Genomic DNA, 12,259 nt, shown 5'->3' on the forward strand with positions numbered 1-12,259 from the left:
AGCTTTACTCCATGGCCACCACCAATTCTGTCGGCAAGATCACGCAGGTCACGGGCGCCGTCGTGGACGTGCAGTTCGACGGCGACCTGCCGGCGATCCTGAACGCGCTGCACACCCAGAACGACGGCAAGACCCTCGTTCTGGAAGTGGCGCAGCACCTGGGCGAGAGCACGGTCCGCACCATCGCCATGGACAGCACCGACGGTCTGGTGCGTGGCGCCGAGGTGTCGGACACCGGCGCCCCGATCGCCGTGCCGGTCGGCCCTGAGACCCTGGGCCGCATCATCAACGTCATCGGCGAGCCGATCGACGAGCGCGGCGCGGTCAACGCCGCCCGCTCGCTGCCGATCCACCGTCAGGCTCCGGACTTCGTCGACCAGTCGACGGACGCCGAAGTGCTGATCACCGGCATCAAGGTCATCGACCTGCTGGCTCCCTACGCCAAGGGCGGCAAGATCGGCCTGTTCGGCGGCGCCGGCGTCGGCAAGACCGTGACGATCATGGAGCTGATCAACAACGTCGCCAAGGCGCACGGCGGCGTGTCGGTGTTCGCCGGCGTGGGCGAGCGTACCCGTGAGGGCAACGACCTCTACCACGAGATGATCGAGTCGGGCGTCATCAAGCTCGACGGCCCGGGTTCCAAGGTGGCCCTGGTGTACGGCCAGATGAACGAGCCGCCGGGCGCCCGCGCCCGCGTCGCGCTGAGCGGCCTGACGCTCGCGGAATACTTCCGCGACGAGGAAGGCCAGGACGTGCTGTTCTTCGTGGACAACATCTTCCGCTTCACCCAGGCCGGTTCGGAAGTGTCGGCTCTGCTGGGCCGCATCCCGTCGGCGGTGGGTTATCAGCCGACGCTGGGCACCGACATGGGCGCCCTGCAGGAGCGCATCACCTCGACGAAGAAGGGTTCGATCACCTCGGTGCAGGCCATTTACGTGCCCGCCGACGATCTGACCGACCCGGCCCCGGCCGCCTCCTTCGCCCACCTGGACGCCACCACGGTGCTGTCGCGCTCGATCGCCGAAATGGCCATCTTCCCGGCCGTGGACCCGCTCGACTCGACCAGCCGCATCCTCGACCCGCGCGTCGTCGGTGAGGAGCACTACCAGGTCGCCCGTTCGGTCCAGAAGGTTCTGCAGACCTACAAGTCGCTGCAGGACATCATCGCCATCCTGGGCATGGACGAGCTGTCGGAAGAGGACAAGCTGGTCGTGGCCCGCGCCCGCAAGATCCAGCGCTTCCTGTCGCAGCCGTTCCACGTCGCCGAGGTGTTCACCGGCACGCCGGGCGTGCTGGTCAGCCTGGAAGACACCATCAAGGGCTTCAAGGGCATCGTGAACGGCGACTACGATCACCTGCCGGAGGCCGCCTTCTACATGGTCGGCACCATCGACGAGGCGATCGCCAAGGCCAAGAAGCTGGCCGCCGCCTGATCCCCATCCGGGATTGCGGCATTCCGACCCGGCTCCATCGGCCTTGTGATGGGGCCTGAGAAAGCCGGGCGGAAATCGACATCAGCACACCCCCTCCCCCCGTCATCGGGGGAGGGGGTTCCTATGAAGAGGCACCAGGAAACCCATGGCCGATAAAGTCGAATTCGAGCTGGTCTCGCCGGAAAAGCTGCTGAAGTCGCAGCCCGTGGACATGGTCGTGGTGCCGGGTTCGGAAGGCGATTTCGGCGTGCTCGCCGGTCATTCGCCGATGATCTCGACCGTGCGTCCGGGTGTCATCGACGTCTATGAGGGCGACCGCGTGGTCGACCGCGTCTTCGTCGCCGGCGGCTTCGCCGAGGTCACCGAGGCCCGCTGCACCGTGCTGGCCGAGGAAGCGGTGGCGCTGACCGACCTGGACCGCGCCACGGTCGAGAAGCAGATCAAGGATCTGTCCGAGGACGTGGACGACAGCAAGTCGGACGCCGAGCGCGCTGCCGCCGAGTCCAAGCTGGCCGTCGCGCGCGCCAAGCTGGACGCGCTGACCCAGACCTCCGCTCACTGAGCGGAGGCCGTTGGCCCGGTTCCCGTCTGTGCGGGATCCTGGAGCCAACGGCATATATCCCTTCGGTCAAACGGGCGGCTTGGGCATCCAGGCCGCCCGTTCGCGTTGCGACTTGGTTGCATGGCGAAAAAGAGCGATTACATTCGAAGGCCTGAACCGTGAACCCCGCCGTACCCGACGGCATAAAGGCGGGGCATGGGAGCGACGGACCCTTTCCCGATATGAACCGGCCGCAACGGCAGCGCGGCCCCGAACGAGGCGGTAGAGCGGACATGGCGCGTGCGCATTGGCGGATCGACGAGCTTCCCTGGGACCGTTTCGACGCCGGCAAGATCGACTCCGATCTGGTCCCGCTGATCAAGGCGGCGGCCCTGGTGGAATTCAACGCCGACGACTACACAGCCTATCTGTGCAACGTCTTCAAGGACGATCCGGAGTTCCAGGAGGCCGCCCGCGGCTGGGCGATCGAGGAGGTCCAGCATGGCGAGGCGCTGGGCCGCTGGGCCGAGCTGGTCGATCCGACCTTCGACTTCCGCGCGGCGGTCGAGCGCTTCCGCGCCGGCTACCGCGTGCCGATCGACCTCGACGCCTCGGTCCGCGGCTCGCGCACCGGCGAGATGATCGCCCGCTGCATGGTGGAGACCGGCACCAGCTCCTACTACGCCGCCATCGGCGATTCGACCGACGAGCCGGTGCTGAAGGAGATCTGCCGCAACATCGCCGCCGATGAGCTGCGCCACTACAAGATCTTCTACACCTACGCCAAGAAGTATCTGGACCGCGAAGGGTTGAACAAGGTGCAGCGGCTGAAGGTGGCGCTGTCGCGCATCGGCGAGTCCGAGGACGACGAGCTGGCCTACGCCTACTATGCCGCCAACGCCCCGGCCGACGCCGCGTACGAGCACAAGCTCTACAACGCCGCCTACAAGCGCCGCGCCTTCGGCCGCTATCGCCGCAAGCATGTCGACCGCGCCATCGCCATGGTGTTCAAGGCTTGTGGGCTGAAGCCGCACACCCGGCTGTGCAGCGTCGCCTCACGCGGGGCGTGGTGGTTCATCGACCGTCAGGCCAGGAAGCTGGCGGCGCAGGCGGTCTGACCCCGGCCGCGACGCTGGCGGTGCCGGCCTCTTTGGGGTAGCCATGATGGTCTAAACCACCCAAAGAGGGTTTCGGAGACATGAAGCTCTATTACAAGCCCGGCGCCTGCTCGCTGTCGCCGCACATCGTCCTGCGCGAGGCCGGGCTGCCCTTCGACCTGGTCAAGGTCGATCTCGTCACCAAGACGCTGGCCGACGGCAGCGATTTCCGTGCGGTGAACCCGAAGGGCCAGGTGCCGACGCTGGCGCTCGACGAGGGCGGCATCCTGACCGAGGGTGCCGTGATCGTGCAGTACATCGCCGACAAGGTGCCGGACAGCGGTCTGGTCCCGGCGGCCGGCACGATGGAGCGCTACCGCGTGCAGGAACTGCTGAACTTCATCGGGTCGGAACTGCACAAGGGCGTCGTCCCGCTGTTCCCGATGCTGAAGGAGGTGGTGCCTGACAGCTATCGCGACTTCGCCGCCAAGGTGCTGGGGGCCAAGCTGTCGGTGTTGAACCAGCAGTTGGAGGGCAAGGCCTATCTGACCGGCGAGGTCTTCACCGTCGCCGACGCCTATGCCTATACGGTGTTGAGCTGGATGCCGCGCATCGGCTTCGACCTGTCGCCCTGGCCGAACCTGACGGCCTTCGCCGAGCGCGTCGCCGCCCGTCCGGCGGTGCAGGCGGCGCACGCCGCCGAAGCCCAAGGCTGACGGCCGGCCGGTCGGAATAAAAAAGAAGGCCCCGTCTCGGTGAGGCGGGGCCTTTTTCTTTGTCGGCGTCGCGCGGATCAGGCGGCGCTGGGCTTGCGGCGCAGCGGGGTGTTGCCGCCGGGGGTACCGGCGGCGCGCGGCGCCTGCTTGCCGTTGCCCTGGCTGTTGCCGTGCGACACGGCATGCGGAGCCGGGCGGCGGTCGTGGCGGTTCTGGTCGTTGCGAGCGGCGTCCGGACGCGGCGCACCGGCCGGCTTGCCGGGCTTCTGCGGGGTCTTGGCAGCCTGCGGAGCCTTGGCAGGCTGCTGCGCCGCCTTCGGGGCTGCCTTCGGCGCCGCGTTCGCCGGGCGGGCCTGCTGCTGGTTGCGGTTGTTCTGGTTGCGGTTGCTGCCCGGTGCCTTGGGGCGGGGCGGCGGCTTGGACGAAGCGTGGATCTGCGCCACGTCCACCGCATGGTAGGGGTGGGTGGTGTCGGACGGAATCGGCTGGCGGATCGTCTTCTCGATGTCCTTCAGATAGCCGACCTCTTCATGGTCGCAGAAGGACACCGCGCTGCCGTCGGTGCCGGCGCGCGCGGTGCGGCCGATGCGGTGGACGTAGCTTTCCGGCTCGTTCGGCAGGTCGAAGTTGATGACGTGGCTGATGCCGTCGATGTCGATGCCGCGCGCGGCGATGTCGGTGGCCACCAGCGCCCGCAATTCGCCGGCGCGGAAGCTTTCCAGCGCGCGGACGCGGGCCGACTGCGACTTGTCGCCATGGATGGCGTCGGCGGCGATGCCGGCCTTCTTCAGATGGTCGGCGATGCGGTCGGCGCCATGCTTGGTGCGGGCGAAGACGATGGTGCGGGCCATCGCGCTGTCTTCCAGCAGGTCGGCCAGCAGACGGCGCTTGTCGCTGCGCTCGACGAAGAGGACGCGCTGGTTGATGCGCTCCACCGTCGTCGACTGCGGCGTCACCTCGATGCGCTCGGCATCGGTCAAGATGCTGTTCGCAAGGTCGACCACCGCGTCGGGCATGGTGGCGGAGAACAGCAGGGTCTGCCGTTCCTTCGGCAGCACAGCCACCACCTTCCGCACGTCGCGGATGAAGCCCATGTCGAGCATGCGGTCGGCCTCGTCCAGCACGAACAGCTCGATGCCGCCGAGATTGACGTGGTTCTGCGCCATCAGGTCGAGCAGGCGGCCGGGGGTGGCGATCAGCACCTCCGTCCCGCGGGCGATGGCGGCGACCTGCGGGCTCTGGCCGACGCCGCCATGGATGACGGTGCGACGGATCGGCAGATGGCGACCGTAGGTGGTGAAGCTGTCGCCGATCTGCAGCGCCAGTTCACGCGTCGGGGTCAGGATCAGGGCGCGCGGCGACTTGGCGGCCACGCGCTTCTTGTTCTGGAACAGCCGCTGCAGCATCGGCAGCGTGAAGGCGGCAGTCTTGCCGGTGCCGGTCTGGGCGAGGCCCAGCACGTCGCGGCCGGCCAGCAGAAGCGGGATGGCGCCGGCCTGGATCGGCGTGGCCGTGGAGTATCCCTCCTCCGCGACGGCGCGCAGAAGAGGCTCGATCAGGCCGAGGCCGGAAAATTCGGTCATGGAAGCGATGGTCCTGGTCACCAGAATGGGGGCCGCGCCAGGAGGGAGCGGCCGGGCTTGCGCGCTCCGCGGCGGGTTGGCGCGGAGCCGTCGGGCGGCGGGCGATCAGGTGCCTGCGCGGATTTGCGCGGCGCCGGGCGCCGTCCGACCCCGGACAGATAGGGCCGGTGGCTTGATTTGGCAAGCAAACTCGTCGCGCGGCAGGGGTGCGCGGAGTGTTGCGTGGGGGCAAGCGGAGACGTGGCGGGAGGGGAAGGGGCGCGAGCCTGCGCCGCGAAGCCGCGGCAAATGGTCGCGCCCCGGTGCCGTCCGTCGGCGCTTACGGCTTCTTGATGATGCCGCAAGCGAGGCGGTCGCCGGAGTTGCCGGCCGGCTGGCTGAGGTAATCGTCGGGCTGAGCGTGGATGATGATCGCGGTGCCGCCCTGCTTGAACAGGCCGTCGGCGCCGTCGGTCAGGCTGACCATGTGGGTGATCGCCTCGAACCCGGCCTTGCCGGCTTCGTTGGCCCAGATGTTGGGAAGCTCGCCGTAATGCATGTGCTCGGCCTCCAGCCCGTGCTTGGAGCCCTGGGCGCCGAAATGGCCGCCGGCGGCCTTGAAATCGGGGGTGCAGGCGCCGTTTTCATGGATGTGGATGCCGTGCCAGCCCGGCGGCAGCCCTTCCAACTGGCCATGCACCAGGATGCCGTGCGGGAACTTGGTGAAGGTGACGGTGCCCAGCGGCTTGCCTTGCGCATCGACGATGGCGGCCTGGGCGGCCGGAGCGGGCGCCGGGACGGATTGCTGGGCGAGAGCCGGAGCGGCCGCCAGCGACAGGCCGGCGAGCAGCAGGGCCGGGGCAAGGGCCAGATGGCGACGCAGATGGCGGGGCGGGGTGCACGACATTCCGGTGGGTCCTCCGTGATTGCCGGCGCGCGGGATGCCGCCGGCGGGTTCGCGACTTTGCGTCGCTACGAAACCGCTCTGGGATTGCGAACGGTTTTCAGTATGATGGGGTCTCGGCAAGCAAAGACCAGGGTTGGGGTTATGACGTCGCGTCTGGAAGCATTGTGCATGGAGAAGGGGCTGAAGATGACCGGGCAGCGCCGCGTCATCTCTCAGGTGTTGTCGGAGGCGGATGACCATCCCGACGTCGAGGAGGTGCATCGTCGCGCCGTGCAGATCGACCCGCGCATCTCCATCGCCACCGTCTACCGCACCATGCGGCTGCTGGAGGACGCGCAGGTGATCGAGCGCGTCGATCTGGGCGACGGGCGTGCGCGCTACGAAGAGGCGACGGCCGACCACCACCATCACCTGATCGACACCCGCACCGGCCGGATCATCGAGTTCGCCAGTCCGGAGTTGGAGGCGATGAAGGAGCGGATCGCCCACGAACTCGGCTACAAGATCGTCGGCCACCGGCTGGAAATCTATGGCGTCCCGCTGGATGACGCGGGTGACGACGCCCAGGATGAGGAGGAGCGTCCATGACCGATCCCCGTTTCCTTGAGGCCGATCATTCCATCGCCGACGCCATTGCCTGCCGCGACGCCGTGCAGCGCTGCTATTCCGGCCTGTGCCGCTGCGGCCAGCCGGAGCGCTATGCGCTGGAGGCGGCGGTGACGGTCTATCGCTATCACCATCCGGAGATCCCGCCGGCCCAGGCGGAGACCATCGTCAGTCATTGGGTGGCGGGGCCGGTTCGGCATTGAGGGGGGGTGGGCGAGTGTCGGCTGACGAATGCCCCCACCCTGACCCTCCCCCGCTCACAGCGGACCTACGGTCCGCCTGTCGCGTCAGCACAAAGCGAAGCTTTGTGCGAGAGCTGGACGGGGGAGGGACTGCCGCTGAACGCCGACAAAGCTCCAATCCCCTCCCCCGCCCAGCGGGGGAGGGTCAGGGTGGGGGCATTCGTCAGTCAGCGCATATATGAAAATAGTCCTTGACGGGTACCGCATAAAATCCTAGAACCAATCCTGTCAAGGCGATGGGTCCGCCCCTCGGACCGGTCGCCCGACAGCACCAAAGCTCCCCCCTCGCTTCGGTCCGAAAAGGGCCGGCCGGACACTCGAAGGTCCGGCCGGCCCTTTTCGTTTTCGCGTTTCGCCCGCGGCCGGCGCTGCGTCCCGCACGCATCCCGACAACCGGATGGCGGAACGATCCCTCCCGCCGTCACCCGAGCGGGAGCCGCAGGAACGCGAAAGGAAAACATACCCATGTCGACCAGCATCGCCCAGGCTTTCGTCAAGCAGTTCGAGCGCGAGGTCCACGAGGCCTACCAGCGCATGGGCTCCAAGCTGCGCAACACGGTGCGCAGCAAGAACAACGTGCAGGGCGCCTCCACCGTCTTCCAGAAGGTGGGGAAGGGCGCCGCCTCCACCAAGTCGCGGCACGGCGCGGTTCCGGTGATGAACCTGGACCACACGCCGGTGGAATGCGCGCTGTACGACTTCTATGCCGGTGATTGGGTCGACCGGCTGGACGAGCTGAAGACCAACATCGACGAGCGCCAGATCATCGCCAATGCCGGCGCCTATGCGCTGGGCCGCAAGACCGACGAACTGCTGATCGCCGAGCTGAACAAGTCCGTCAACTATGCCGGCAGCGCCGCCGACGGGCTGACCAAGGCCAAGATCCTGGCTGCCTTCGAGATGATGGGCGAGGCCGACGTGCCGGACGACGGCCAGCGCTATGCCGTCGTCGGCTGGAAGCAGTGGAGCCAGCTGCTGGGCATCGAGGAGTTCGCCAGCTCCGACTATGTCGGCACCGACGAGCTGCCCTGGCGCGGCACCCAGGCCAAGCGCTGGCTCGGCACGCTGTGGCTGCCGCATTCCGGCCTGACGCTGAACGGCGGTGTCCGGCTCTGCCACTGGTACCACAAGACGGCGGTCGGCCATGCGGCGGGCGCCGACGTGAAGACCGACATCACCTGGCACGGTGACCGCGCGGCGCATTTCGTCAACAACATGATGAGCCAGGGCGCCGCGCTGATCGACACCACCGGCGTGGTCACCCTGCGCTGCCTGGAGAGCTGAGCGGGGGAGGGTGATCCCTCCTCTCTTCCGCATCCCTCACAAAAATCCGGAGACTTCGATCCATGGCCTATGCGTCCAAGGATTTGAGCGTGCTCGCCTATGCGAACGGCTTCACGCTCTGGCACTACACCACGCACGACGCGGCGACCGACGTCGACACCGCCGGCTATTTCAACGGCGCGGCCGACCTGCTGCGGGTTGGCGATATGCTGCTGGCCAACTGTGCGGTCGGCACCGCCACGCCGGCCACCGGCGTGCTGGTGGTGGCGGCCAGCGCCAATGGGGCGGTGGACGTCGCCAACCTGACGCCGTTCGGCAGCGCCAACAGCGACTGATCCGCCGAAGGGGAGAGGCGCCGCACCTCGACCATAGAGGGCTGCGCCTTTCCGGAACCCTGGAAAGGGAGACCCGTCATGGCCCTGACCGCCATCGGCCTGTGCGGCCGGGCGCTGATCAAGCTCGGCGCCACCGCCATCGCTTCCTTCGAGGACGGCTCCGCCGAGGCGGAGGTCGCCGCCGCCCTCTATGCACCGACGCGCGACGCGCTGTTGTCGGCCAATGCCTGGAGCTTCGCCAGCATGCAGGCGACGCTGCCGCGGCTGGCCGAGCCGCCGGTCGCCGATTATGCCTGCGCCTTCCAGCTGCCGGCCGATTTCCTGCGGGCGTTGGGGGCTGGCGGGGGCGGGCGTGGGCGCGGCCTGTCCTATCGCATCGTTGGCCGGACGCTGCTGTGCGATGCCGGCGCCGTCACCCTGTCCTACATCGGCCGCCCGGCGGAGGAGGAGTTTCCCGCCTTCTTCGATCAGGCGCTGATCGCCCGGCTCGCCTCCGAGTTCTGTATCCCGCTGACCGAAAGCTCGACGCGGGCGGAGTTGCTGGCCCAACTGGCCGAAAGCGAGTTCCGCCGCGCCCGCCAGATCGACGCCCAGCAGGACAGTCAGCCCGGCTTCGAGGACTTCACCCTGATCGATGCGCGGGCATGATGGGGAGGGCGTGATGGGACGGCTGCATCAGGTCAAGACCAACTTCACCGCCGGCGAGGTGTCGCGCCGCCTGCTCGGGCGCGGCGATCTCAAGGCCTATGACAACGGCGCGCTGGCCCTGCGCAACCTGTTCATCGACCCGACCGGCGGGGTGACCCGGCGGTCGGGGCTTGCCTTCACGGCACTGGCCCGTGGCGACGGCCGGCTGGTGGCGTTCGAGCGCAATGCCGAGCAGACCTATCTGCTGGTCTTCACCGACGGCTGGATCGACGTGTTCCAGGGCGGGACCAAGCTGGCCTCGGTTGCCGCGCCCTGGACGTTGACGCAACTGGCGCAGATCACCTGGACGCAGAGCGCCGACACGCTGCTGGTCTGCCATCCCGACCTGCCGCCGCGCAAGCTGACGCGCGGCGACAATGGCGGGTGGACGCTGGCGGAGTGGGCCTTCGCCGTCGAGGGGGAGTTGCTGCGCACGCCCTTCCACCGCTTCGGTGATCCGGCGGTGACGGTGACGCCGTCCGGCACCAGCGGGGCGATCAGCGTCACCGCGTCGGCCCCGGTGTTCGACCCCCGCCATGATGACACCCGCATCCGCATCAAAGGCAAGCAGTTGCAGGTGACCGGCGTGGTGTCGGCAACGCAGGTCAACGCGACGGTCAAGGAGGCATTGGCCGACACCCAGCCGACGACGCAATGGGAGGAGCAGGCCTTCTCGGCATTGCGCGGCTGGCCGGTGTCGGCGGCCTTCCATCAGGACCGGCTGGTGATCGGCGGGTCGCGCGACCTGCCCAACCGGCTGTGGCTGTCGCGCTCCGCCCAGATCTGGAACTTCGACCTGGGCGAGGGGCTGGACGATCAGGCCATCGAGTTCGGCATCCTGTCCGATCAGGTCAACGCGGTGCGCGCCGTCTTCTCCGGCCGGCATCTGCAGGTCTTCACCTCCGGCGCCGAATATATGGTGACCGGCGACCCGCTGACCCCGCAGAGCATGCAGGTCAACCGGCAGACGCGCATCGGCTCGCCGATGGACCGCGCCATCCCGCCGCGCGATGTGGAGGGGGCGACGCTGTTCGTGCCGCGCAACCGGCGCGAAATCCGCGAGTTCCTCTATACCGACACCGAAGCGGCCTATCAGGCCAACGATCTGGCGCTGTTGGCCCGCCATCTGGTGTCCAGCCCGCGCGACCAGGATTACGACCAGAACCGCCGGCTGCTGTTCGTGGCGATGGAGGACGGCTCGCTGGGGGCGCTGACCGCCTACCGGGCGGAGGACGTCACCGCCTGGACCCTGCTGGAGACCGACGGGGCGGTGCGCTCCGTCGCCGCGGTGGGGGACGAGGTCTATGCGCTGGTCGAGCGGCGCGGCGTCTGGACCGTCGAGCGGTTCGACGACGCGCTGAACCTCGACGCGGCGATCACCGGCGAAAGGGGTGAGGCAACCGCCGTGTGGGGTGGGCTGGCGCATCTGGAGGGGCGGACGGTCGCCATCGTCGCCGATGGAGTGATCCGCAACCCCGCCACGGTGCAGGCCGGCAGCGTCACGCTGGACCCGCCGGCGCGCAAGGTGGAGATCGGGCTGCCCTACACCCACCGGGTCGAGCCGCTGCCACCCAACCTGCTGGGGCAGGCGACCGGGGCCGACATCGTCCGGCTGGTCGCCGTCACCTTCCGGCTGGAGGAGACGGCGGCGCTGCGCGTCGATCTGGGGCGCGGGTTGCAGGAACTTCCGCTTCACCGCCTGGGGCCGCAACCGGCCGGCGGGGTGCCGCCGCGCGTGTCCGGCGACCGCCGGTTGCGGGCGCTCGGCTGGCGCCATGACACCGACGTCCCGCTGTGGCGCATCGAGCAGGATGCGCCGCTGCCCTTCACGCTGCTTTCCGTGACCATGGAATTGAAGGTGAATGACTGATGGGTGGAATCACTCCCCTCGTGACCACGGCGCTGCCGCTGGCGAACTCCGTCATCGGCACCGTGCGCAATGCCAGTGCCGGCCAGTCCGGCGCCGCCGCGCAACAGGCCGCCCAGCAAGCCGCTGCCGAGCTTGAGTACAAGCGCCAGCAGGACGCGGCGCAGGCCGCCGCCGCCCAGGCTGCGCTGGAGCAGAAATACCGCGAGGAAGCGGCGGCGGCGGAACGCAGCGCCCAGGCCGCCGCCGCCGCCCGCCAGCAGCAGGCCCAGCTGGAGGCCGAGGCGCAGGCCCGCCAGTGGAGCCATGACGCCGAGTTGCGGCAACGGGAGGAGGAGCTGCAGCGCCAGAAGGACGAGGCCGCCGCTGCGGCTGCGGCTGCGGCGCGGGCGAAGGAAATGGACGATTACCGCTCGTCCCAGGAACAGACTTTGGCCCAGTTGCGCGCCAGCCAGGAGGAGGCGGTCCGCGCCAAGGAAACTGACGCGCAAACCCAGCTGGCGCAGCTGACCGCGGCGGCGGACGCCGCCGAACAGCGCCGCCTGGCGGCGTTGCGGCAGGCGGTCAGCAAGACCCGCGCCGGGCTGGGCGCGCGCGGCGTCACCGCGCAGGACGGCTCCGGCGAGGCGATCCTGCTGGGCCTGACCAACTCCAGCGAGACCGAGCGCAAGGACGCCAAGGCGACCGACCAGTTGAAGCGCGCCGCCATCCAGCAGAGCCTGGACGAGGCCAAGCGCCGCAACCTGCTGGAGTTGTCGCAACTCGCCGACCGTCAGCGGCTGGAATACATGAGCAAGTTCTTCTGAGGGACGGCTCCCTCTCCCGTCCCGGGAGAGGGAAGGGGCCCAAGCGGAGCTTGGGAAGGGTGAGGGGTGATCCAAGGAACCATGCGGTTCGGGATTCTTGTATTCCCCCTCACCCTTCCCACCGCTGTGCGGCGGGTCCCCTCCCTCTCCCGGGGCGGGAGAGGGCATTTTCTTTT

The 12,259-nt window shown here is 68.5% G+C and carries 13 protein-coding genes; 11 read left to right on the forward strand and 2 right to left on the reverse strand.

Annotation, left to right across the window (positions count from 1 at the left end; all coding sequences use genetic code 11):
- Positions 1–11: 11 nt before the first annotated feature.
- The 4 genes from atpD (at position 12) to gstA (ending at position 3,787) form a co-directional block, all read left to right on the forward strand.
- The gene (atpD, locus tag TSH20_RS17625; RefSeq protein WP_109075929.1) at positions 12–1,433 is read left to right on the forward strand and encodes a F0F1 ATP synthase subunit beta; all 1,422 of its coding nucleotides are present in this window, start codon (positions 12–14) and stop codon (positions 1,431–1,433) included.
- Positions 1,434–1,578: 145 nt separating this feature from the next.
- The gene (locus tag TSH20_RS17630; protein ID WP_109075930.1) at positions 1,579–1,995 is read left to right on the forward strand and encodes a F0F1 ATP synthase subunit epsilon; all 417 of its coding nucleotides are present in this window, start codon (positions 1,579–1,581) and stop codon (positions 1,993–1,995) included.
- A gap of 272 nt (positions 1,996–2,267) precedes the next feature.
- Entirely contained in the window at positions 2,268–3,092 is an 825-nt protein-coding gene (locus TSH20_RS17635; RefSeq protein ID WP_109075931.1) for an acyl-ACP desaturase, read from the forward strand.
- Positions 3,093–3,172: 80 nt separating this feature from the next.
- Positions 3,173–3,787: a glutathione transferase GstA gene (gene gstA, locus TSH20_RS17640; RefSeq protein WP_109075932.1), complete on the forward strand. Its 615-nt coding sequence runs from the start codon at positions 3,173–3,175 to the stop codon at positions 3,785–3,787.
- Positions 3,788–3,864: 77 nt separating this feature from the next.
- Here gstA and TSH20_RS17645 read toward each other — a convergent pair whose 3' ends face one another.
- Together TSH20_RS17645 and TSH20_RS17650 are read right to left on the reverse strand one after the other, a co-directional pair.
- A complete protein-coding gene (locus tag TSH20_RS17645) occupies positions 3,865–5,370 on the reverse strand; it encodes a DEAD/DEAH box helicase (protein ID WP_109075933.1) in 1,506 nt (501 codons plus the stop codon).
- Between the two features lie 319 nt (positions 5,371–5,689).
- On the reverse strand, positions 5,690–6,256 hold the full coding sequence (locus TSH20_RS17650) for a superoxide dismutase family protein (protein WP_109075934.1): 567 nt from the start codon (positions 6,254–6,256) through the stop codon (positions 5,690–5,692).
- Between the two features lie 141 nt (positions 6,257–6,397).
- Here TSH20_RS17650 and TSH20_RS17655 point away from each other — a divergent pair, with 141 nt between their 5' ends.
- The 7 genes from TSH20_RS17655 (at position 6,398) to TSH20_RS17685 (ending at position 12,083) form a co-directional block, all read left to right on the forward strand.
- On the forward strand, positions 6,398–6,844 hold the full coding sequence (locus tag TSH20_RS17655) for a Fur family transcriptional regulator (protein WP_085090276.1): 447 nt from the start codon (positions 6,398–6,400) through the stop codon (positions 6,842–6,844).
- Positions 6,841–7,065 (forward strand): hypothetical protein, encoded by a 225-nt coding sequence (locus tag TSH20_RS17660; RefSeq protein ID WP_109075935.1) that lies wholly within the window; start codon positions 6,841–6,843, stop codon positions 7,063–7,065. The genes TSH20_RS17655 and TSH20_RS17660 overlap by 4 nt, the downstream gene beginning before the upstream one ends.
- Positions 7,066–7,569: 504 nt before the next feature.
- Positions 7,570–8,388 (forward strand): phage capsid protein, encoded by an 819-nt coding sequence (locus tag TSH20_RS17665; RefSeq protein ID WP_109075936.1) that lies wholly within the window; start codon positions 7,570–7,572, stop codon positions 8,386–8,388.
- A 62-nt stretch (positions 8,389–8,450) separates the two neighbouring features.
- Positions 8,451–8,723 carry a hypothetical protein gene (locus TSH20_RS17670; protein ID WP_109075937.1) on the forward strand — a complete coding sequence of 91 codons (273 nt, stop codon included), beginning with the start codon at positions 8,451–8,453 and terminating at the stop codon, positions 8,721–8,723.
- A gap of 78 nt (positions 8,724–8,801) precedes the next feature.
- Positions 8,802–9,371, forward strand: a complete 570-nt coding sequence (locus tag TSH20_RS17675; protein WP_109075938.1) for a hypothetical protein — start codon at positions 8,802–8,804, stop codon at positions 9,369–9,371.
- A 13-nt stretch (positions 9,372–9,384) separates the two neighbouring features.
- Positions 9,385–11,280 (forward strand): hypothetical protein, encoded by a 1,896-nt coding sequence (locus TSH20_RS17680; protein ID WP_109075958.1) that lies wholly within the window; start codon positions 9,385–9,387, stop codon positions 11,278–11,280.
- On the forward strand, positions 11,280–12,083 hold the full coding sequence (locus TSH20_RS17685; RefSeq protein WP_146205455.1) for a hypothetical protein: 804 nt from the start codon (positions 11,280–11,282) through the stop codon (positions 12,081–12,083). Before TSH20_RS17680 ends, TSH20_RS17685 begins: the two co-directional genes overlap by 1 nt.
- The last annotated feature ends 176 nt before the right edge of the window (positions 12,084–12,259 follow it).

Origin of the sequence: Azospirillum sp. TSH20 (assembly GCF_003115935.1) — a bacterium.
In the GTDB taxonomy this organism is placed as follows: domain Bacteria; phylum Pseudomonadota; class Alphaproteobacteria; order Azospirillales; family Azospirillaceae; genus Azospirillum.

What these genes read in the sequence shown, in the direction of transcription:
- atpD (WP_109075929.1), top strand. Translation starts at nt 12, where the DNA reads ATGGCCACCACCAATTCTGTCGGCAAGATCACGCAGGTCACGGGCGCC.
- TSH20_RS17630 (WP_109075930.1), top strand. Translation starts at nt 1,579, where the DNA reads ATGGCCGATAAAGTCGAATTCGAGCTGGTCTCGCCGGAAAAGCTGCTG.
- TSH20_RS17635 (WP_109075931.1), top strand. Translation starts at nt 2,268, where the DNA reads ATGGCGCGTGCGCATTGGCGGATCGACGAGCTTCCCTGGGACCGTTTC.
- gstA (WP_109075932.1), top strand. Translation starts at nt 3,173, where the DNA reads ATGAAGCTCTATTACAAGCCCGGCGCCTGCTCGCTGTCGCCGCACATC.
- TSH20_RS17645 (WP_109075933.1), bottom strand. Translation starts at nt 5,370, where the DNA reads ATGACCGAATTTTCCGGCCTCGGCCTGATCGAGCCTCTTCTGCGCGCC.
- TSH20_RS17650 (WP_109075934.1), bottom strand. Translation starts at nt 6,256, where the DNA reads ATGTCGTGCACCCCGCCCCGCCATCTGCGTCGCCATCTGGCCCTTGCC.
- TSH20_RS17655 (WP_085090276.1), top strand. Translation starts at nt 6,398, where the DNA reads ATGACGTCGCGTCTGGAAGCATTGTGCATGGAGAAGGGGCTGAAGATG.
- TSH20_RS17660 (WP_109075935.1), top strand. Translation starts at nt 6,841, where the DNA reads ATGACCGATCCCCGTTTCCTTGAGGCCGATCATTCCATCGCCGACGCC.
- TSH20_RS17665 (WP_109075936.1), top strand. Translation starts at nt 7,570, where the DNA reads ATGTCGACCAGCATCGCCCAGGCTTTCGTCAAGCAGTTCGAGCGCGAG.
- TSH20_RS17670 (WP_109075937.1), top strand. Translation starts at nt 8,451, where the DNA reads ATGGCCTATGCGTCCAAGGATTTGAGCGTGCTCGCCTATGCGAACGGC.
- TSH20_RS17675 (WP_109075938.1), top strand. Translation starts at nt 8,802, where the DNA reads ATGGCCCTGACCGCCATCGGCCTGTGCGGCCGGGCGCTGATCAAGCTC.
- TSH20_RS17680 (WP_109075958.1), top strand. Translation starts at nt 9,385, where the DNA reads ATGGGACGGCTGCATCAGGTCAAGACCAACTTCACCGCCGGCGAGGTG.
- TSH20_RS17685 (WP_146205455.1), top strand. Translation starts at nt 11,280, where the DNA reads ATGGGTGGAATCACTCCCCTCGTGACCACGGCGCTGCCGCTGGCGAAC.